This window comes from Streptomyces brevispora, assembly GCF_007829885.1.
GTDB classification, from domain to species: Bacteria; Actinomycetota; Actinomycetes; order Streptomycetales; family Streptomycetaceae; genus Streptomyces; species Streptomyces brevispora.
In genome coordinates, this window is the sequence record NZ_VIWW01000002.1 from 165,734 (window position 1) to 189,757 (window position 24,024).

Annotated in this window: 3 protein-coding genes; all 3 read left to right on the forward strand. The window is 73.9% G+C overall.

Translation table 11 applies throughout. The annotated features are described in order from the left end of the window. The first annotated feature begins 773 nt into the window (after window positions 1-773). A complete protein-coding gene (locus FHX80_RS30300) occupies window positions 774-992 on the forward strand; it encodes an MbtH family protein (protein WP_145767682.1) in 219 nt (72 codons plus the stop codon). Between the two features lie 402 nt (window positions 993-1,394). Beyond that, window positions 1,395-15,893: a non-ribosomal peptide synthetase gene (locus FHX80_RS30305; protein ID WP_145767684.1), complete on the forward strand. Its 14,499-nt coding sequence runs from the start codon at window positions 1,395-1,397 to the stop codon at window positions 15,891-15,893. Further along, the gene (locus FHX80_RS30310) at window positions 15,890-23,449 is read left to right on the forward strand and encodes a non-ribosomal peptide synthetase (RefSeq protein ID WP_145767686.1); all 7,560 of its coding nucleotides are present in this window, start codon (window positions 15,890-15,892) and stop codon (window positions 23,447-23,449) included. The genes FHX80_RS30305 and FHX80_RS30310 overlap by 4 nt, the downstream gene beginning before the upstream one ends. The last annotated feature ends 575 nt before the right edge of the window (window positions 23,450-24,024 follow it).

Sequence of the window (24,024 nt, forward strand, 5' to 3'; positions counted from 1 at the left end):
CCCGGGCGCGACGCGATTGCGTCTCGTCCGGGCCGTCGGCGTGCGTGGTGCGGGGAGGGCAGGGAGCCAGGGGGGTCTCCACCGCCCAGGTGGTGTCCTCGGTGAACGTGGCCGGGTTGTCCCAGGCGTGTGTGCCGCCCGGTGTGGCCGGCCACACCTCGGAGCCGATGGGGCGCAGGCAACTGCCCGGCAGGCCGTTTCCTCTCCGCTCCCGCAGCCGTTGACTCTTCAGCGTGCACCGTGCGGAACGTACGGCCTGTCGAGGGCTCCGTCTGGTTGGACGGGGCGGGGTGCGAGCGGGGTGCGGGACCGGCGCACGGGAGCGCGTTGTGATCTGGGTGTGCCAGATCGTCTGCGGGCGTACGCCGTCGGCTATCCGGATTTGATCGGGTCGTATTCAGTAATACGCGCGCAATCGGGACATCGAGTGGCTGAATGTTTTCGTTGAGGGCGGTTCGGCCTGTGTCTCGGACGGGTCTCGGTCCTTCTCGGCCCATTGGGTGCTCCTGGGCAATGGGTTGAATTTTCATCTTCGGTCGACGAGGGTCCTCTATTGTGATCGGCGTGAGCGGACGAGGCCGGGAAGTCCGGCTCGGCCATGAGCGATACGTCGGTATCCCAGGGCGAAACGTATCTCCATCCCACGTGACGGAGATCGGGTCGTGCGGGGCGGGCGGTTCGACCGACGGCCGCATGAATTGATCGGTGCGGTGCGCTCGGAAGAGACTGATGAACATGTCGTGGAAAGCGTGAGAACAGGTGGGGGGACGGTCGTGGCCAATCCTTTCGATGACGAGTCGGGACGGTTCGTGACGCTGGTGAATGGCGAGGGTCAGTACTCGCTGTGGCCGGTGCACATTGATATCCCGGGCGGCTGGAGCGTCGGCGGCCCGGAAGGATCGCGTCAGGAGTGTCTGGACGCGATCGAGGCCGCGTGGACCGACATGCGACCCACCAGCCTGGTGCGGTTGATGGAGGCGGGCACCGGATAGTCGGACGTCCGAGCCGTCGGAGGTCTCGTGGGCCACCGCCGGGCCGGACGGATGCCGTCACTCCTGCCTGATCGAATGTGCTCCCAAGTGGGCAGAAATGATCAGGCGGGAGTGCTAATTGGTCATGTCTCGACTGTGAAAAGTCATGTTGCCCGTGCGGCTTTCATGAATCATCGGCGGACTGCTTCGCGGCTCGTCCTCGAATGAGTGAAGGCAGCGGAGTGCCCTGCCGGTTTGCCTGAGCCGGACGGTGCCCCGCCGGTGCCCGGTGCCTTGAGTGCGGCCACGCTCCACTTCACTTTATCCGGCCGCGGTCGGTCATGAATGCCCCACCGGCGCGGCCGGTTTTTGTTGCGCCTTCCTCGTCCCCCGCGAAATCTCTCCCCAAAGGTGTGGTTCGGCATGCGTGAAAACGGATCCTTCTCCTCGGGAACGGTTCCCGAAGAGTTCTTCGGGATGACCACTGCCCAACAGGGTGTGTGGTATGGACAGCTGGTCGATCCGGAGAGCCCGAAATACAACATCGGGGAATGCTTCGAGATTCGTGGCGACCTCGACCAAACCCTGTTCGCCGAGGCGCTCGACCGGGCCGTCGCGCTGTACGACAGCCTCAACGTCGAGTTCGTCACCGTGGACGACACCGTCCGCCAGCGTGTCGTCCCCAGCTCCCCGGCCGGAACCAGCCGGCTCTGCTTCGCCGACCTGTCCGGCGCAGACGACCCCGACGGCGAGGCCCAGCGCTATCTGGCCGACGACATGACCACCGTCGACCGTCTCGACGCCCCGCACCACCACTTCGCGCTGCTCCGGCTCGGCCCGCGGCTGCACTACTGGTACGTACGCTTCCACCACATAGCCGTCGACGGCCTCGGCGGCGCCGTCTTCGCCCGCTCCGTGGCCGACCTCTACGGACGAGCGGTGCGGGGTGAGAACCTCGCCGAGGCCGAACTGCCCGGCACGTCCCTGCGCGATCTCGTCGCCGACGAGGCGGCGTACCGCGACTCGGGCCGCTACGAGGCCGACCGGGCCTACTGGACCGGCCGGTTCGCGGACCTGGCCGCCGACCGCCCGTCGGACCCGGCCGGTGCCGGGGACGACGCGGACACACACGGCGGCGGAACGCTCATCCGCCGGCGCACCGACGCCCCGGCACCGCCCGGGTCCGACGGGCCGGAAACCGGCCTGCACACCGGCGAGACGCTGCCCGTCGCCGTCCTCGACAGCCTTCGCACGCTCGCCTCCGCCAACCGCACCAGCTGGAGCGCCGTCCTCGTGAGCGCGGTCGCCGCCTACGTCGGCCGGGCCACCGGAACGCGGGACATCACTCTGGGCCTCGCCTCCAACGGCCGGCACGGCGGACTACGGCACATCGTCGGGATGACGGCCAACATCCTGCCGCTGCGCCTGACCGTCACCGCCGACATGACCGTCGGAGCGCTCGTACGCGCCGTCGCCGCAGAGATGCGCGGTGCCCTGCGGCACCGCCGATTCTCCCGCGAACAGCTCGCGCGTGAACTGAACATGGCCGACGACGCTGCCCGTCTCACCGGTGTCGTCGTCAACATCATGGGCTACGACTACGACCTCGACTTCGCGGGCAGCCCCGGCGCCTCGCGCGTGCTGTCCATCGGGCCGGTCGACGACGTGTCGCTCTTCGTCTCCGAACGGGCCGAGGGCACGGGGCCGTTGATCGGGTTCGACGCCAATCCGGAGCTCTACCGGCCCGAGGACGCGCTGCTGCACCAGCGGGCCGTCGTCTCCTTCCTGTCCGCCCTGGCCGAGGCGGACAGCGACACGCCCCTGCGCGAGCTGCCCTTCCTCGACGGGACGACCGCCGTCGCCCTGCGGACCCAGGGGCGCGGCAGCGCCCTGCCGCCACAAGCCGTGGCATCGAGCCTGCCGGAGGCGTTCGCCGCACAGGCCCGCCGGACCCCCCGGGCCTTGGCGGTGGTGGACGGAGCCGTCACCCTCACCTACCGGGAGCTGGCACGGACGGCGGAAGACCTCGCGGGCGCCCTGTCCGGCCTGGGCATCGGCGCCGAAGACGGGGTCGGCGTGCTCGTCGGCCGCTCGGCGGCCGTGCTCTGCGCCACGCTCGGCGCGGTCCGCGCGGGAGCCGCGTACGTACCGATGGACGCCGCCTGGCCGGCCGAACGGCTCGAGCGCGTCGTGGAGACGGCCCGAGTCCGTGCCCTGGTGGCCGACGAGGCGGCCGCCGCCCTGCCGTGGGTACGGGAGGCGGCCGCCGGGCTGCCGCTGATCGTCCTCGACGCTCGCGGCCGGGCCGTGCGCGGCGCTCCGCCGCACCCCGGACCGCTGTCGCGCGTGACCGGCGGTGACCGGCTCGCCTACGTCATGTTCACCTCCGGTTCCACCGGTCTGCCCAAGGGCGTCGGCGTCACCCACGCCGACGTCCTCGCGCTGGCCGCCGACAGTGCCTGGACGGACGGCGTGTCCGACGCGGTGCTGATGCACTCGGCCTATGTGTTCGACGCCTCCACCTTCGAGATCTGGGCGCCGCTCCTGAACGGCGGCAGGGTGGTCGTCGCACCCGGCGGCGTCCTGGAGGGACCGGTCCTGCGCGACATGGCGGACCGGCACGGCGTCACCGCCCTGTTCCTCACGACGGCCCTGTTCAACGTGATGGCCGAGGCGGACCCCGCCGTGTTCACCGGGCTCCGCGTGGTCGCGACGGGCGGAGAAGCGGCGACCCCGGACCTGATGCAGCGGGTGGCCGCCGCGACACCCGGCACACTCGTCCTGCACGTATACGGCCCCACGGAGACCACGACCTTCGCCGCACGTCATCCGGTCGCACCCGGCACCGCGGGTGTGCCGCCCATCGGCCGGCCCCTCGACGGCATGAGCCTGTACGTCCTCGACGACACCCTCGCCATGGTGCCGCCCGGCGTCGTGGGGGAGCTGTACGTGAGCGGCCACGGCGTCGCACGCGGCTACCAGGGCAGTGCCGCGCCGACCGCGACCCGGTTCGTCGCCGACCCCTACGACGCCTCCGGCCGCCGGATGTACCGCACCGGCGACCTCGTGCGCTGGACCGCGCGGGGTGACATCGAGTACGTCGGGCGGGCGGACGGCCAGATCAAGCTCCGCGGATTCCGCATCGAACCGGCCGAGACCGAGAACGTCCTGCTGGCCGACCCGGACGTGCGTGCCGTCTGTGTCGTGGTCCGTGAGGACACACCCGGCGACCGCCGTCTTGTCGCCTACGTCGTGCCGGCCCCCGGAGCCCAGCCGGACGAGTCCGCCCTGGCCCGCCGCGTCGGGCGCGCCCTGCCCGCGTACATGGTGCCCTCCGCGTTCGTGTCGCTGGACGCGCTGCCCCTGAACCCCAACGGCAAGGTCGACCGGCGCGCCCTGCCCGCCCCCCGCGCGGCAGGCGGCAACGGCCGTGCGCCTCGGACCGCCTACGAGGAGGTCCTGGCCGGCCTCTTCGCCGACGTCCTCGGCATGACCGGCGTCGGGGTCGACGACAACTTCTTCTCGCTGGGCGGCCACTCCCTGCTCGCCACCCGGCTCGCCGGCCGGGTGCGGACGGCCCTGGGCGCCGAACTCGGCCTGGGCACCCTCTTCGACCACCCCACCGTCGCGTCCCTGGCCGCCGCCCTGGACACCACCGCGGCGCTCCGCCCCGCCCTCTGCCCGCAGCCGCGCCCCGAAGCCGTACCGCTGTCCTTCGCGCAGCAGCGCCTCTGGTTCCTGAACCGGGCGGAGGGCCCCGGCGACAGCTACAACGTTCCGCTGGTCCTCGAACTCGACGGCCCCCTGCACACGGACGCCCTGGCCGGCGCCCTCGCCGACGTGGTCGCCCGGCACGAGAGCCTGCGCACCGTCCTGGCCGAGCACGACGGCGTCGCCCGCCAGGAAGTCCTCGACGCGGACACCGCGGCACCGCTCGTCCCCCTCGTCGTCGAACAGCCTCCGGCAGGGGAGAGCGCCGACGCCTGGGCCGAGCAGACCGTGCGACGCCTGACCACCACGCCCTTCGACCTCACCGGCGGCATCCCCGTCCGTGCCCGCCTGCTCCGGCTGGGACCCGCCCGCCACACCCTGGTCCTCGTGCTCCACCATGTCGTCGCCGACGGCTGGTCCCTCGCCCCGCTCAGCCGCGACCTCGGCGCCGCCTACCGCGCCAGGAGCGAGGGCGCGGGTGCCCCGGACCTGGCACCGCTGCGCGTGCAGTACGCCGACTACGCCCTGTGGCAGCGGCGGCTGCTCGGCGACGACAGCGACCCGGACAGCCTGGCCGCTCGCCAGCTCGCCTTCTGGAAGGAGGCGCTGCACGGCGCCCCCGAACTGCTGGACCTGCCCCTCGACCGGCCCCGCCCGGCGGTGCCCAGCCACCGGGGCGGAGCCGTCCCCTTCGAGCTGCCGGCCCCCGCGCACGCCGCCCTGCTCCGGCTCGCCCGTACCGCGGGCTGCACACCCTTCATGGTGCTCCAGGCGGCCCTGGCCGTGACGCTCCAGGCCCACGGAGCCGGTTCCGACATCCCGCTGGGCACCGCGGTGGCCGGACGCACCGACGAAGCCCTCGACGATCTGGTCGGGTTCTTCGTCAACACCGTCCTACTGCGCGCGGACCTGTCCGGTGATCCGACGTTTCGCGAACTGCTCGACCGGGTCAAGGCGTTCGACATCGCCGCCCTCGGCCACGGTGACATCCCGTTCGAACGGATCGTGGAGGCACTCAACCCCGAGCGGTCCGGCGACCATCACCCCCTCTTCCAGACCATGCTGGTCCTTCAGAACCAGGAGCGGGCGCGGCTCGATCTGCCGGGCGTCACCGTTCACGACCGGTCCCGGCACCGCGGGGGCAGCAAGTTCGACCTGACGTTCTCGCTCACCGAAGTCACCGCCACGGAGACCACCGGGGCTGCCGACAGCGCAGCGGTCGCCGGAAACGCCGCAGGAGCCGGCCCCGCCCAGGACACCGCTCCGGGCGGCGCCGGCACCCCGTCCGGTGCCGGAGGCATCGGCGGATACCTGGAATACGCGACCGACCTCTTCGACGCCGCCACCGCGCACGCCCTGTGTGCCCGGTTCGCACGCGTCCTGACCCTGGCCGTGACCGACCCCGGCCGGGCCGTCAGCGACCTGGACCCGCTCGCGCCGGGCGAGCGGGACCGCCTCCTGGCCCAGGGGCGCGGCGCGGAGCACTCCCTGCCCTCCGGTACCGTCCCCGAGGCCGTCCGGGACCGGGCCGCGCGCGCACCGCACGCCGTCGCGGTGCGCGACGCCCACACGAGCCTCACCTACGCGGAACTCGACGCCCGGGCCGACGCCCTCGCCCGGCTCCTCGCCGACCGCGGCGCGGGCCGTGAGGGCATCGTGGCCATCGCCGCACCGGCATCCGTGGACAGCGTCGTGGCCATGCTGGCCGTACTGCGGGCCGGTGCGGCCTATCTGCCGGTCGACCCGCAGTACCCGACCGCCCGCATCCGCCACATGCTGGACGACGCCCGCCCGGTCCTGCTGCTCACCACCGCGGCCGTCCGCGCGGGGCTGCCCGACTGCGACGTCCCGTGGCTCGCCCTCGACGAACCGGCCCCCCGGAACACCGGCCGTTCCCGGAGCCTCCCGGACACCCCCCGTCCCGCGGACCCCGCCTACGTCATCTACACCTCCGGCTCCACCGGCCGTCCCAAGGGCGTGGTCGTGCCGCACGCGGCGCTGGCCAGTCACATGGCCTGGATGGCACGGCACCTGACGGTCACCCCGCAGGACCGGGTCCTCGCCCGTACCTCTTCCAGTTTCGACGCCTCCGTGTGGGAGCTGTGGCTCCCGCTGATGAACGGCGCCGAAGTCTGTGTGCTGCCGGACGGCGCCAACACGGAACCCCGCGCCCTGGTCTCCTGGATGAGGCGATTCGGCGTCACCGTCGTCCAGTTCGTGCCCTCCCACCTCGCCCTTGTCCTCACCGAGGCGGCCCACGCCGCGCCGCTGCCCAACCTGCGCGCCGTCCTGTGCGGCGGCGAACCGCTGCCCCGCGCCCTCGCCGCCGAGGTCGCCGGGCTGTGGCGGGCCGAGGTGCACAACCTCTACGGGCCGACCGAGGCGACCATCGACGCGACCGCCCACCTGATCGATGCTCCCGAGGACGACGTACCCGCCGAGCCCGGCACACCGTACGAGACCGTGCCGATCGGCCGCCCCGTCGACTCCATGCGCGTCTACGTCCTCGACGGCCGGCTGCGGCCCGTCCCGCCCGGTGTCACCGGTGAGCTGTACCTGTCGGGCCCCAACCTGGCCCGCGGCTATCTGGACCGGCCCGGCCTGACCGCCTCCCGGTTCGTCGCCGACCCCTACGACGGCGCCGGCGCGCGCATGTACCGGACGGGCGACCTCGTGCGGTGGAACCGTCACGGCCTCCTCGACTACGTGGCCCGCGCCGACGACCAGGTCAAACTCCGCGGCTTCCGCGTCGAGCCGGGGGAGGTCGAGGCCGCCCTGCTCGCGTGCCCCGGCGTCACGGCCGCCTGCGCGGTGATCCGTGAGGACATACCCGGCGGGCACCGCCTCGTCGCCTACGCCGTCACCGCCGACCCGGCCCTGCGCCCCGGCACCCTGCGCGACGTCCTCGCCGAGAGCCTGCCGCACTACATGGTGCCCGCCGCCGTCGTCGTCCTGGACGACCTTCCCCTCCTGCCCAACGGCAAGGTGGACCGGCGCGCCCTGCCGGAGCCCGCGCCGGGCTCCGGCACCACCGGCGGAGCGGGCCGGCACACCGTCCCGGAGGACCTGCTCGCAGGTGTCTTCGCCGATGTTCTGCAACGGCACCGGGTGGGCCCGCACGACAGCTTCTTCGAACTCGGCGGGCACTCCCTGCTCGCGATGCGCGTCGTCAGCCGCGTCCGGGCCGTCCTGGGCGCCGAGATCGCCGTGCGGACCCTCTTCGAACACCCGACCGCCGCGGGCCTGGCCCGCGTCCTGGACAAGCAGGGCCGGGCCCGACCGCCGGTGGTCCCCGCTCCACGGCGGCCCGATCCGCTGCCGCTCTCCTTCGCCCAGCAGCGTCTGTGGTTCCTCAACCGGCTGGAGGGGCCCGACTCCGCCTACAACATCCCGCTCGTGCTCGAACTCGAGGGCGCCCTGGACACCGAGGCCCTGCGCGCCGCGCTGCGCGACGTGGTCGAGCGGCACGAGGCGCTGCGCACCCTGTTCCCCGAACGGGACGGCGTGCCACACCAGTTGGTCCTTCCCGCCGCCGAGGCCACACCCCGGCTGCCCGTCGTGAGCACGGCACCCGCGGATCTGGAAGAGGCCGTCCTCGCCGCCGTGCGCGAGCCGTTCGACGTCGTCACGGACCCGCCCCTGCGCGCCCTGCTGCTGCGCTCCGCACCCGGTCACCACGTCCTGGTACTCGTCCTGCACCACATCGCGAGTGACGGCTGGTCCCTCGCCCCGCTCGCCCGCCACCTCGGGGAGGCCTACGGGGCCCGTCTCACGGGCCGGGAGCGCGGGCCGGCCGGCGGCACCCCGCTCCAGTACGCCGACTACACCCTCTGGCAGCAGGCCGCGCTGGGCGACGGCGTGGCACCGCAGAGCGTCCTGCGCCGGCAACTCGACCACTGGCACACCGCCCTCGCCGGACTGCCCGGACTGATCGAACTGCCGCTGGACCGGCCGCGCCCGGTCACCACCGACCCGCGGGGCGCCGTCCACACCTTCGGCGTACCCCCCGCTCTGTGCGGCCGGCTCCGGCGCCTGGCCGGGGAGTCGGGCAGCAGCCTGTTCATGGTGCTCCAGGCGGCGGTGGCTACCCTGCTGCACCGGCACGGCGCGGGCGAGGACATCCCGCTCGGCTCGCCCGTCGCCGGACGCACGGACGAGGCACTGGAGGACATGGTCGGCTTCTTCGTCAACACGCTGGTCCTGCGCACCGACCTGTCCGGCGATCCGACCTTCGCCGAAGTGATCCACCGGGTGCGGGAGTTCGACCTCGCCGCCTACGCGAACCAGGACGTGCCCTTCGAGCGCCTCGTCGAGAGCGTCAACCCGGTCAGGGCGCGCAACCACCATCCGCTGTTCCAGACCATGCTGGTCCTCCAGAACCAGGAGACCGCCCGTCCCGACCTGCCCGGCCTCACCGTGGAGAGCCGGCTCGTCCACAACGGCCTGAGCAAGTTCGACCTCACCTTCGCCTTCGAGGAGGAGCCGGGCGAGGGCGGCCTCAGCGCAGGGATCGAGTACGCCACCGCTCTGTTCGACCGCTCCACCGTCGAAGCCCTCGCGAACCGCCTGGTCCGGCTCCTGGAGCAGGTGGCGGACGACCCCGCCCGGCCGCTGGCGGGCTACGACCTGATGACGCCGGACGAACACACCCGCGTCACCCGATGGGGCACCGGCGGCGCTCTGCCCGCGCACACCGCGCAGGCCACCCTGCCCGCGCTCTTCGCGGACCGGGCACGCCGCACCCCGGACGCCGTCGCCGTCGTCGGCGACGGCATCGCCCTCAGCTACGCCGGACTCGACCGGATCTCCCTCGACCTCGCCCGCGCCCTGGCCGGCCTGGGCGTCGGCCCCGAGTCCGGGGTCGGCGTGCTGCTCGGCCGCTCGCCCGCGGTCGTCGCGGCGTCCCTCGGCGCGGTCCGCGCGGCCGGTGCGTACGTCCCGCTCGACGCGCGCTGGCCGGGGGAGCGGCTCGAACAGGTGGCCGCGGTGGCGGACGTGCGCGTCCTCGTCGTCGACGAGGACGCCCTCGCCTCTTCCTGGGTGACCGGGGCGGCCCGCCGGATGCCGGTCGTGGTCGTGGACCGGCTCGGCCGGATTCTGCGCGGCGCGCCCGAGCGGCCGGGAGAGCCCGCCGCCGTGCCGGGTCCCGGAGCACTCGCCTATGTGATGTTCACCTCCGGGTCGACCGGCCTGCCCAAGGGCGTCGGCGTCACGCACGCCGACGTGGTGGCGCTGACGGCCGACTCCGCCTGGCGGGGCGGTGCCGCCGACGCGGTCCTGATGCACTCGGCCTACGTCTTCGACGCCTCGACGTTCGAGATCTGGGCCCCGCTCCTGCACGGAGGCAGGGTCGTCGTCGCACCGGACGGTGTGCTGGAGGCCCGAGTCCTGGCCGACGCCGTCCGCGAGCACGCGGTGAGCGCGGTCTTCCTGACGACGGCCCTGTTCAACGTGATCGCCGACACCGCACCGGAGGCCTTCGCCGGCCTCCGGCTGGTCTGCGCCGGGGGCGAACTGGCCTCACCGGACGCGATGCAGCGGGTCGCGGGCACCGCCCCCGGCATCCGCGTCCTGCATGTGTACGGCCCCACCGAGACGACCACCTTCGCCACGCGCCACGACGTGCCGGCCGACCTGCCGCCGGGCCCGCCCCCCGTCGGACGCCCCCTGGACGGCATGCGGCTGTACGTCCTGGACGGCTCCCTGCGCCCGGTCCCGCCGGGCGTCACGGGCGAGCTGTACCTCGCCGGACGCGGCGTGGCACGCGGGTACACCGGCATCCCCGGCCTGACCGCCGCCCGATTCGTCGCCGACCCGTTCGACGCGGCGGGCGGGCGCATGTACCGCACCGGCGACCTCGTCCGGTGGACCCGCGAGGGGCACATCGCCTACGTCACCCGCGCCGACAGTCAGGTGAAGCTGCGCGGCTACCGCATCGAACTCGGAGAGATCGAGGGCGTACTGGCCTGCTGCGAGGGCGTCGCCGACTCCTTCGTCGTCGTCCGCGAGGACATCCCCGGCGACCGTCGGCTCGTCGCGTACGTGGTGCCCGCCAACGGTGCCCGCCCCGACCCCGCCGGAGCCGTCGGCCGTTCGCTGCCCGCCTACATGGTGCCCTCGGCCTTCGTCCTGATCGACGCGCTGCCGCTGACCCTCAACGGAAAGGTGGACCGCAGCGCCCTGCCCGAGCCCGCGCACCACGCACCGGTCCGCGGGCGCGCCGCCCGCACGGCGCGCGAGGAAATCCTGTGCGGACTCTTCGCCGACGTGCTCGGCCTCGACGGGGCGGGTGCCGACGACGACTTCTTCGCCCTGGGCGGCCACTCCCTGCTCGCCACCAGGCTGGCCGCGCGCATCCGTACCGCGCTCGCCGTCGAGGTCCAGGTCAAGGCGGTCTTCGAACACCCCACGCCCGCCGCGCTCGCGGCCGCGCTGGACGGCGCGGAGGAGGCCAGGAACCCGCTGGAGCGCGCCCCGAGCCGCCCCGATCCGTTGCCCCTGTCCTTCGCCCAGCAGCGCCTGTGGTTCCTCAACCGGTTCGAGGGACCCAGCGCCACGTACAACGTGCCGCTGGTGCTGCGCCTGGACGGCCCGCTGGACGCGGACGCCCTGCACAGCGCCCTCACCGACGTCGTCGGACGACACGAGAGCCTGCGCACCGTCTTTCCCGAGACCGGCGGGGTGGCGCGCCAGGTCATCCGTGCCGCCGAGGACGCCGACCTCGACCTGAGCCCCCGCGACACCGACCCCGCCCGCCTCGACACCGTCCTGACCGCCGAGGTCGCGCACACCTTCGACGTGAGCACCGAACTGCCCGTACGGGCGCGGCTGCTGCGGCTCGGCGCCGACAGCCACGTCCTCGTGCTGCTCGTCCACCACATCGCCGGCGACGGCTGGTCCCTCGCCCCGCTCGCCCGCGACCTCGGCGACGCCTACCGGGCACGCCTCGCGGGCGAGGCACCGGACTGGCGGGAACTCGCCGTCCAGTACGCCGACTACACCCTGTGGCAGCGCGCACTGCTCGGCGCCGAGGACGACCCGTCCAGCCAGGCCGCCCGCCAACTGGACTTCTGGCGCCGCGCACTCGACGGCGCCCCCGACCTGCTCGACCTGCCGTGCGACCGGCCCCGCCCCGCCGTCACCGCCTACCACGGGGACGCGTTCGCCTTCCCCGTCGACGCCGCGACCCACCGGGCACTCTCGGAACTCGCTAGGTCCCGCGGATGCAGCCTCTTCATGGTGCTCCAGGCGGCCCTCTCGGTCCTCCTCTCCCGGCACGGCGCCGGTGAGGACATCCCGCTCGGCACCGCCGTCGCCGGCCGCACCGACGAAGCACTCGACGACCTGGTGGGCTTCTTCGTCAACACCCTCGTCCTGCGCACCGACCTGTCGGGGGACCCCACCTTCGCCGAAGTCATCGACCGAGTAAGGGAGTTCGACCTGGCCGCCTACGCACACCAGGACGTGCCGTTCGAACGGCTGGTGGATGCCCTGGGCCCCGTCCGGGCCCAGAACCACCACCCGCTGTTCCAGACCATGCTCGTCCTCCAGAACCAGGCGGACACCGCGGTCGGACTGTCCGGCCTCACGGTGACCGCACAGCCCGTGCACACCGGCATCAGCAAGTTCGACCTGACCTTCACCTTCACCGAGACCCGCGACGCCGCGGGCCGCCCCGCCGGGCTCGACGGCGTCCTGGAGTACTCCACCGACCTCTTCGCACCCACCACCGCCCACGCCCTGGCCGCGCGCCTGACCCGGCTGCTCGCCCTGTTCACCGCCGACCCCGGCCGGCACGTCCACAGCGCCACGCTGCTGGACGCGGCCGAACTGGCCGCCCTGGAACGGGCCGCGCACGGTCCCGTCCGGCCGGTGGCGGCGCGCACCGCCCCCGAGGCCTTCCGCGGACAGACCGCCCGGACCCCCGCGGCGATCGCCGTACGGGACGGCGCCCACCGGCTCTCCTTCAGCGAACTGGACGCGCTCTCGGACGACTTGGCACACCACCTGCACGACCGCGGCATCGGCCGCGGCGACCTCGTGGCCCTCGCCCTGGAAGGCACCGCCGGCCAGGTCGTCGCGATGCTGGCCGTGGCCAAGGCCGGAGCCGCCTACCTGCCGGTCGACCTGGAATACCCCGAGGCGCGCATCACCTACATGCTCGACGACGCCCGTCCGGCACTGCTCCTCACCCACGGCACCGACCGCGCCGCACGATACGTCCCCTCCGTACCCTGCCTCGACCTCGACGACCGGGCGGCCTGGTCCACGGGCCGCGCCGCGCCGCCCGTCGCCGGACCGGAACCGCTCGACGCCGCCTACGTCATCTACACCTCGGGCTCCACCGGCCGCCCCAAGGGGGTCGTCGCCACCCACGCCTCCCTGACCAGCCACATGGCCTGGATGGCCGGCCACCTCGGCCTCACCGACGACGACCGGGTCCTCGCACGCACCTCGCCCAGCTTCGACGCCTCGGTCTGGGAGACCTGGCTGCCGCTGCTGCACGGCGGCTCCACCTGCCCCGTACCGCCCGCCGTCAACCACGACCCCTCCGGCCTGCTCGCCCGCATGCGCGAAGCCGGGGCCACCCTCGCGCAGTTCGTGCCCTCGCACCTCTCACTCGTCCTCAACGAGACCGCTCCCGAGGAGGCGCCCGCGACGCTGCGGGCCGTCCTGTGCGGAGGCGAACCCCTGCCCAGGTCCCTGGCCGAGCGCGCCGGACAGGCCTGGCGGGTCGAGGTGCACAACCTGTACGGACCCACCGAGACCACCATCGACGCAACCGCGCACCACCATCGGAGCGGCGAGAAGGGCACCGCGGCGGGGGAGGGGGGCGTGCCGCTCGGCCGCCCCGTCGACAACACCCGCGCCTACGTCCTGGACGCCTCCCTCCGGCTGGTACCGCCGGGCGTCACCGGCGAGCTCCACATCGCCGGCGAGGGCCTCGCGCGCGGCTACCTGGGGCGCCCCGGCCTGACCGCCGAGCGGTTCGTCGCCGATCCGTTCGGCCCCCCGGGCAGCCGCATGTACCGCACGGGCGACCTCGTCAGACGCGGCGCCACCGGGCTGCTCAGCTACGTCTCCCGCGCCGACGACCAGGTCAAGCTGAACGGCCTGCGCATCGAACTCGGCGAGATCGAGGCCGCGCTCACCGCACTCCACGGCGTCGCCGGCGCCTGCGTCCTCGTCCGCGAGGACCGGCCGGGCGAACGGCGGCTGGTCGCCTACACCGTCCCCGACGGACGCGGCGACGGTGCCGAGCGCCCCGCCGACGGCGAACTGCGCGCCCGGCTGACCTCGGCCCTGCCGCCGTACATGGTGCCGGCGGTCTTCGTCGCCCTCGACGCCCTGCCGCTCCTGCCCAACGGGAAGACCGACCGCAAGGCCCTGCCCGCCCCGGCCCGCCCGGCCGCCGCCCGGCCGGGCGGGCAGCCACGCACCGCACGGGAACGCGCGCTGTGCGACGCGTTCGCCTCCGTCCTGCGCACCCCCGCAGTCCGCACGGACGACGACTTCTTCGCCCTCGGCGGCGACAGCATCCTCTCGATCCAGCTGGTCAGCCGGGTACGCGAGGCCGGGCTCGGGGTCTCACCGCGCGATGTCTTCCTCCACCGCACCCCCGAGGGCATCGCGGACGCCGCCACCGACCTCGGCCGGCGCACCCCCGCGCCCGCCGACCAGGGCGTCGGCGAGATGCCGCCGACCCCCATCGCCGCCTGGTTCCTGGACAGACCGGGCGCCACCGACGGCTACAACCAGTCCGGGGTGCTGAGCACGCCCGCGGGGGCCGCCGAGGACACCCTCGTCGCAACCCTTCAGCTCGTCATCGACCACCACGACATGCTCCGCATGCGGGTCACCCGCCCGGCCGGGGGCGAACCGGTCCTCGAAACCCTGCCCCCCGGCGCCGTCCCGGCCCGCCGCCGCTTCACCCGTGTCGACATCACGGGTCTCGACGCGGAAGCGGCCCGCGCCGCCGTCACCGAGGCGGGCGAACAGGTACGCAGGCGGCTGCGCCCCGCCCGCGGGAACGTGGTCGAGGCCGTCTGGTGCGACGCCGGACCGCACCGACGCGGGCGACTGCTGCTCGTCGTGCACCACCTGGCCGTCGACGCGGTCTCCTGGCGCGTCCTCGCCGCGGACCTGGCCCGCGCGTGGCAGGTGGTCACCGGCGCCGCTCCGGCCGCCGCGCTGCCCGCCGTCACCACGTCCTACCGGGGCTGGGCGCACCTTCTCGCCGCCCAGGCGCGCGGCGAGGCACGGGAAGCCGAACTGCCCCTGTGGCAGGACGTGCTGAGCACCGCGGACCCGCAGCTGGGATACCGGCCGCTGGACCCCCGCCTGGACACCGCCGACGGGACACGCACCCTGGTCACCCGCCTTCCCGCCACCTGGACCCGGTCCCTGCTCACCACCGTGCCCGGCGCGTTCCACGCCGGCGTGGACGACATCCTGCTCACGGGCCTCGCCCTCGCCGTCTGCGCCTGGCGGGCGGAACGTGCCCCCGGCCCCGGCGGATCCCAGCACACCGGAACAGGTGTCCTGCTCGACCTGGAGAGCCACGGCCGCGAGCAGATCGCCGACCACGTCGACGTGTCGCGGACGGTCGGCTGGTTCACCAGCCTCTACCCGGTTCGGCTCGACCCGGGACCCGTGGACGCCCGCGGCCCCGGCGGCTTCGACGCCGCGCTGGTCGAACGCGCGGTCAAACGCGTCAAGGAGCAGCTGCGGACCGTTCCCGACCACGGTGTCGGCCACGGAATGCTGCGCCACCTCAACCCGGCGACCCGCCCCCGGCTGGCCACCGCGGCCGAACCCCAGATCGGATTCAACTACCTGGGCCGGTACGCCGTGTCTCCCGAGACCGCGGACGGCGGCCCGGCGGCCGACTGGGCCGTCCTGCTCGACGGCGGCGGGCCGCGCGCCCAGGACCCGGACATGCCCGTGCACCACGTCCTGGACATCAACGCGCACACCGAGGACCTGCCCGACGGCCCGAGTCTGGTGACCCGCTGGACCTGGCCCAGCGACCTCCTCAAGGAGGAGGACGTGGGAGCCCTGACCGAGGCGTTCACGCGCGCGCTGCGCGCCCTCGCCGACCACGCCGAACGGCCCGACGCGGGTGGCTACACGCCCTCCGACCTTCCCTTGGTGTCACTCAACCAGGCCCAGATCGACCGACTGCAGAACAAGTGGGGTGGACGCAAGTGACCGGCTTCCAGCTGGAGGACGTACTACCGCTGACGCCGCTTCAGGCAGGCATGCATTTCCACGCCCTGTACGACTCGCAGGCCGTGGACGTCTACACCGCGCAGGTCGTCCTCGACCTCGAAGGCACCGTCGATGTTCCCGCGCTGCGCGCGGCCATCGGCAGCCTGCTGCGCCGGCACGCCAACCTGCGCGTCGGCTTCCTCCACGAGGACCTGGACGAGCCCGTGCAGGCCGTCGCCGCCGAGGTCCCGGTACCGCTGGAGGAACTGGACCTGACCGCCGCGGCCGCCACCGGCACCGCTGAGGAGCGGCTGACCGCGTTCCTCGCCGCCGACCGCACCGGACGCTTCGACCTGACCACCCCGCCCCTGATGCGGTTCACCCTGGTGCGCACCGCGCCGAAGCGCCACCGTCTCGTCATGACGAGTCATCACATCCTGTTCGACGGATGGTCGATGCCCCTCCTCGTGCGGGAACTGTTCGCGCTCTACACGAGTGGGGGCGACGACAGCGCCCTGCCTCGCGTCACCCCCTACCGCACTTACCTGGGATGGCTCGCGCGGCAGGACCGCACCGCCGCGCTGGACGCCTGGACCACCGCTCTGGCCGGGATCGAGTCGCCGACCCTCCTCGCAGGGCCCGGCGGCGCGGGCGCGCAGGAATCCGCCGAACTGCCCGAAACGCTCGTCCTCGACCTGGACCCCGCCACGACGCTCCGGCTGCGCGAGACGGCCCGCGCCCACCGGCTCACCCTCAACACCCTGGTCCAGGGCGCCTGGGGCCTGCTGCTCGGGCACCTCACCGGACGCCCGGACGTCGTGTTCGGGGCCACCGTGTCCGGCCGCCCGCCGGAGATCCCCGGCATCGAGTCGATGATCGGGCTGTTCATCAACACCGTGCCGGTACGCCTCCGTCAGGAGCCCGGCGAAACCCTGGCCGGGCTGCTGACGCGGCTCCAGGAGGAGCAGGGGCGTCTCCTGGGCAGCCAGCACCTGGGCCTGAGCGAGATCCGGGGCGTCACAGAGCTGGACGAACTCTTCGACACCCTCGTCGTGTTCGAGAACTATCCGATGGACGACGAGGCCCTTCGCACCGCGCAGCGGGGGCTGCCGGGCCTGGCCGTCACCGGGTTCAGCGGCACGGACGCCGCCCACTACCCGCTCACCCTCACCATCGCGCCGGGCGACGCCCTGAGGATCACCTTCGGCTACCGCTCCGCCGTCCTGAACCGCGACGACGTGGCACGGACGGTCGCCCGTATGAGGCGCCTGCTGACGACGATGGCGCAGGGGCTCGACCGCCGCGCCGACGCCGTGCCCGTCCTCCTGGACGGCGAGCGGGAGACCCTGCTCTCACTGGGCGATGGCGCCGAACTGACCTGCCCGGCAACGGACATGAGCATCCCGGACGCGGTGGCCGCGCGGGCCGACCGGCACCCGGACACAGTGGCCGTCTGCGGCGCCGGCGAGCAGCTGACGTACCGGCAGCTGTCCGACCTCTCGGACGGTCTGGCCGGCGCCCTGACCGGGCTCGGGACCGGTCCCGAGGACGGCGTCGGGGTCCTCGTGGGCCGCTCGGCCGCCACGGTCACCGCCTCACTGGCCGCCCTGCGCGCGGGCGCCGCCTATGTGCCGCTCGACCCGCGCTGGCCGGCCGACCGGCTGCGCCGGGTGGCCGAGGTGGCAGCCCTGCGCGTCCTGATCGTCGACGGGACCACACGCACTCACCCCTGGGTGCGCCGGCTCGGCCCGGACACGGCCGTACTGACCGTCGACGCGGCAGGCCGCGTCCGGGAGGGGGCTCCGGTCCCCGCGGGCGCCCTCCCCGCCGTCACGGGCGGCGACCGGCTCGCCTACGTGATGTTCACCTCCGGCTCCACCGGCCTGCCCAAGGGCGTCGGCGTCACCCACGCCGACGTGACCGCCCTCGCAGCGCACCGGGCGTGGGCCGACGGCGCCGCCGACGCGGTCCTGCTGCACTCGGCGTACGTCTTCGACGCCTCCACCTTCGAGATCTGGGCTCCCCTCCTGAACGGCGGCCGCGTCGTCGTGGCGCCCGAGGGCACGCTCCAGCCCGCCGTGCTCAGGGACCTCGTCACCCGGCACGGGCTGACGGCGGCGTTCCTGACGACGGCCCTGTTCAACGTCCTCGCCGACACGGACGCGGCCGCCCTCGGCCTGTTGCGCCTGGTCGCCGCCGGAGGCGAGGCCGCCGCGCCCGGAGTCCTGCAACGCCTCGCCGCCGCCCACCCCGGCACCGCCGTCCTCCACGTCTACGGGCCCACCGAGACCACTACCTTCGCCACCGCCCACCGCGTCCGCCACGGCGCCGCCCCCGCCGGCGCCGCCCCCGTCGGACGGCCGCTGGACGGCATGCGCGCCTACGTCCTGGACGGGGCGATGCGGCCCGTGCCGCCCGGCGCCGAGGGCGAGCTGTACGTCGCGGGCACCGGGGTCGCACGCGGCTACCTGGGGCGGCCCGGCCTCACCGCCACCAGGTTCGTCGCCGACCCGTTCGCCGGGACCGGGGAGCGCATGTACCGCACCGGTGACCTGGTGCGCCGGGACGCCGACGGCACCCTGCACTACGTGGCACGCGCCGACCAGCAGATCAAGCTGCGCGGCCACCGCATCGAACCCGCGGAGATCGAGTCGGTGCTCCGCGCCGATCCGTCCGTGCACGCCGCCTGCGTCCTGGTCCGCGAGGATCTGCCCGGCGACCGCACCCTCACCGCCTACGTCGTCCCCGCCCCCGGCCACGCCCCGGACCCCGGTGCGCTCGCCGCGCACGTGGGACGCCGACTGCCCGCGTACATGGTGCCCGCGGTCGTCCAGCCGGTCGACGCGCTGCCGCTCACCCCCAACGGCAAGCTCGACCGGGCCGCCCTGCCCCGGCCCGCGGACCCGCCGGCCGGCCGGGGCCGGCCGCCGCGCAGCGCCACGGAGGAGATCCTCGCCGGGCTGTTCGCCGATGTGCTCGGCGTGGCGCGCGTCGGCATCGACGACGACTTCTTCGCCCTGGGCGGCCACTCCCTGCTCGCCACCCGCCTGGTGGGCCGGATACGCACCGCCCTGGACACCGAGACCGAGATCCGCACCCTCTTCGAGAACCCCACGGTCGCCGCCCTCGCCACCGCCCTGGAGGCGGCGGGCAGGCCCGCCCGCCCCGCTCTCGTCCCGCAGGAACGCCCCGCCACGCTGCCGCTGTCGTACGCCCAGCAGCGCCTGTGGTTCTTCCACCGGCTCGACGGCCCGTCCCCGACGTACAACATTCCCTTCGCCGTGCGCCTCGACGGACCGCTCGACACCGAGGCCCTGCGCCGGGCCCTGCACGACGTTGCCGGCCGGCACGCCGCTCTGCGCACCGTCTTCCCGGAGGGCGTCGCGGGACCGCACCAGCACATCACCGCCCCGCAGGACTTCCGCCTCCCGTTCGTCACGGAGCCGGTCGACGAGGACAAGCTCCACCACAGGATCAGAGCGGCAGCCGCCGAACCGGTCGACATCGAGCACCGCCCCCCGCTCCGGGCGACCCTGCTGCGGGTCCGCGACGACGCCCACGTCCTGGTGCTCGTGATCCACCACATCGCCGCCGACGGCTCGTCCCTCGCACCCCTCGCGCACGACCTGGGCGTCGCCTACCGGGCCCGTGCCCGCGCCGAGGAACCCGCACTGGGCGCACCGCCCGTCGACTACGTCGACCACACCCTCTGGCAGCGCCGCCTGCTCGGTGACGAGCACGACCCCGAGAGCGTCGTCTCCCGTCAGCTGGACCACTGGAAGGGTGCGTTGAGCGGCCTTCCGGAGATGATCGAGCTGCCGTGGGACCGCTCGCGCCCGGCCGTGCCCCGGCACACCGGAGGGACCCACGGGTTCGCCGTCGACCGCACCACCTCCCGGCGGGTCGCGGAGCTCGCCCGTACCAGCGGGTGCAGCGTCTTCATGGTGCTCCAGGCCGCCCTGTCGACGGTTCTGTCCCGGCACGGCGGCGGCGACGACATCCCGCTGGGCACGGCCGTCGCCGGCCGGACCGAAGAGGCCGCCTCCGGACTCGTCGGCCTCTTCGTCAACACCCTCGTACTGCGCACGGACCTGACAGGCGACCCGACCTTCCTCGAACTGCTCCAGCGGGTCAAGGAGTTCGACCTCTCGGCGTACGCGCACCAGGACGTCCCCTTCGAGCGGCTGGTGGAACTGCTCAACCCCGCGCGCGCCCAGGGCCACCACCCGCTGTTCCAGACCATGCTGGTCCTCCAGAACCACGCCCCGGCCGCCGGCATCGACCTGCCGGGCCTGAGCGTCAGCGGCGTACCGGTCGACGCGGGGATCAGCAAGTTCGACCTCTCGTTCACCTTCACCGAGACGTACGACGGGAGCGGCGCCCTCAGCGGCATGAGCGCCACCGTCGACTACGCGACGGAACTCTTCGACGCGGCGACCGTCCGCGGCCTCGCCGACCGGTTCGCCCTGCTGCTCGGCGCCGCCGCCGCCGACCCCGACCGCCCGCTGCACACCTACGACGTGCTCACGGCCGCCGAGCACACCCGCCTCGCCGCATGGAGCACCGGACCCGCCGGGCCTTCGGCAGGGCAGACGGTCCCCGCGCTCTTCGAACAGTGGGTCAGCCGTACCCCCGACGCCCCCGCCGTCCGCGACGCCGGCACCACCCTCACCTACGGCGAACTCGACGCCCGCGCGGCCGCCCTCGCCCGCCGGCTCGCCGCACGGGGCATCGGACCCGAGGACCGGGTCGCCGTCGCCCTGCCCCGCACCCACCACCTCGTCGTGGCCCTGCTCGCCGTCCTCAGGACCGGGGCCGCCTACGTGCCGATCGACCCCGACTACCCGGCCCGGCGCCTGACCTACATGCTCGACGACGCCGGCCCGCGCCTGCTCCTCACCACCCCCGCCATTCACCGGGGCCTGCCCAGCACCGAGGTGCCGCACCTGTACGCCGACGAACCCGGTGACGCGCCGGCCGCGTACGACGGTGCCGCCCCCACCCCGTTCCTCGTCCCGGAGCATCCCGCCTACGTCATCTACACATCGGGCTCCACCGGCCGCCCCAAGGGCGTCGTCGTCACCCACCGGGGCGTCGGCGCCATGGTCCGGACCCAGAGCGAGCGGCTGCGCGTCGGCCCCGGCAGCCGGGTGCTGCACATGGCCTCCGTCAGCTTCGACGCCGCGTTCTGGGAACTGTGCATGGGGCTGCTCACCGGGGCCTGCCTGGACATCCACGCACGCGAAGCGCTGCTGCCCGGCCCCTCCCTCGCCGCCCTGGTCCAGGAGCGGGGCATCACCCACCTCACCCTGCCGCCTGCAGCCCTCGCGGTGATGCCGCCCGGCTCGCTGCCCGCCGGAACCACGGTGGTCCTCGCCGGGGAGGCGTGCCCGCCCGCCCTGGTGCACGCCTGGGCACGGGACCGGTACCTCGTCAACGCCTACGGCCCGACGGAGACGACCGTCTGCGCCACCATGAGCGGTTACCAGCACGCGGACGGCCCGCTGGCCCCCGATCGCACGGTGCCCATCGGCGCCCCCGTGGACGGCACCCGCGTCCACGTCCTGGACGACCGGCTGGCACCCGTACCGCCGGGTGTGGCGGGTGAGCTGTACGTGTCCGGTGCGGGAGTCGCCCGCGGGTACCACGGCCGGGCCGCGCTCACCGCGTCCCGGTTCCTGGCCGACCCGTTCGACCGCGCGGGCGGCCGCATGTACCGCACCGGCGACGTGGTGCGCTGGACGGCCGACGGCGAACTCGTCTACCTCTCCCGCGTCGACGACCAGGTCAAACTGCGCGGCTTCCGTATCGAACTCGGCGAGATCGAGGCGGTGCTCGCCTCGATGCCCGGCGTGGCCGCGGCCTGCGCCGCCGTCCGCGAGGACCGGCCCGGCGACCGGCGCCTCGTCGTGTACACCGTGCCCGCGGACGGTGCGGCCGGCCCGGACGAGGCCGAGGTGCGCGCCCACCTCGCCGCGAGCCTGCCCGGCCACATGGTCCCCGCCGCCCACGTCGGTCTCCAGGCCCTGCCCCTCACCCCCAACGGCAAGACCGACCGGCGCGCTCTGCCCGCGCCCCACCGCACCGGAGCGACGGACGGCCGCGCACCGCGCACCGCGCGCGAACGCGTCCTGTGCGAGGTGTTCGCGGAGACGCTCGACGTGCCCGGCGTGGGAGTCACGGACGACTTCTTCACCCTGGGCGGCCACTCGCTGCTCGCCGTGACCCTGGCCCGGCGGATCGGGGAACGGTGCGGCCACCGCCCCTCCCTGCGGGCCCTGCTCGCGGAGCCGACCGTCGAGGGCATCGACCGGCTGCTGGGGAGCGCGGCGGGGGAGGCCGGCCCGCGGAGCACCGAGACATCCGGCTTCGCCGCCGAGGTCGCACTGGCCGACGACATCACGGGCAGGGGGAGGAGCCGGGACACGGCCCCCGCGCACAGGCGCCTCCGCCCGTCCGCACGGCCCCTCCTGACCGGCGCGTCCGGCTTCCTCGGCGCCTTCCTCCTGCGCGACCTCATCGAGGCGACGGGGGGCCCCGTCGACTGCCTGGTACGGGCGCGTGACGCCCACCAGGCGGCGGACCGGCTGCGGGCCAACCTGGAGCGGTACGGCCTGTGGCGCCCCTGGTACGCGAACCTGATCCGTCCCGTCCCCGGCGACCTCGCCGCCCCCGGCCTCGGTCTGTCCCCGGGCGACCGCACCGCCCTGGCCCGGCGCCTGGGCCCGGTCCTGCACAACGGTGCACGCGTGAACTTCGCCGCCGCCTACGGCGACCTGCGCGCCCCCAACGTGGCCGGCACCGAGGAACTGCTGCGCCTGCTCGCCGATTCGGCCTCACCGGGGATGCAGTACATCTCGACCACCGGTGTCTATGCCCACCGGCCCGGCCCCGTCGCCATCACGGAGTCGACCCCGACGGGCCCGGCATCCGGCCTGCCCGACGGGTACGCGCGGAGCAAGTGGGTCGCCGAGGGGCTCGTCGGCCTCGCGCGTGAACGCGGCCTGCCGGTGACCGTCCACCGGCCCGGCCGCATCAGTGGCGACACCGCCACCGGCGCCTGCCAGGACCGCGATCTGCTGTGGCAGCTCGTCAAGGGCTGCCTCCAGGCGGGGGCGGTGCCGGACCTGCCCTACGGGTCGACCGACTGGGTGCCCGTCGACTACGTCAGCGCCGCGGTCGTGGCGCTCTGCGGATCGGACCCGGCGGGCGTGCGGACGTACCACTTCACCAATCCGGACGCGCCGGGCCTGGACCGCGTCTTCGAAGCGGCCGCCCGCCTGGGGCACAAGCTGCGAACCGTTCCGGCGGCGGACTGGCGGGCCCGTGTGGCAGCCCGGCCCGACAACGCGGCGCAGCTGTTCCTCGGTGACGAGGTGCAGACCCGGCACGAGGCGACGGACCTGCGCCGCTTCGACTCCCGCCGGACGGCCGAGGCGGCGGCGGCCGTGGGAATCCGCCAACAGCCCCTGACCGACGAGATCCTGACCCGCTACCTGACGTACTTCCACGACACGGGCTTCTTGCCCGCTCCGGGGGCACCGGCCACGTCGTAGCGGACGCCGGAGCACCACCCCGGTCCCCGGCCGAAGCGACGGCCGGCGACCGGGGTGGTCAGCACGGCCGGAGGAAGCCCGTTCGCCGGGGCTTCTCCGGGATACCCGCAGGCGCGGGGCGCCTGAGCCCGTCGGCGCACGGCAGGTGCGGGCCGCCATGACGCACCGGTCCGCAGGGATGCCGGAACGCGCGCACGGCAAGGCGTGCCGTCGCGGCAGGAAGGGCCGCGTGGCAAAGGTCTTGCAACGTTAGAAAAATTGCTTCCGGCGGTATGACAGCACGGCGCCGGGCAGCTGTCCAGTGGTGCGGCGGCAACCGGTGGGATGGGGGCCGCCGTTCGGCCCGGTCGACTCCGAAACGTTTTGGAAACGCATCGACAACGCTCTTGCCGCCTGTGCCGCACCGCCTATATAACGTTGTAAACCGAGCCGCCGAGAGGCCGCGCAGGCTCTCACGACCGCAGTTCGTGCAGCTGGGGGCCACCCCGGTGAAGCACTGGCGGGGGTCGTGAGGAATGCAGTGACATCAGCCGCCGAGCGGCCGATGCATCGTCCAGCCATGCCCGACCGCACGC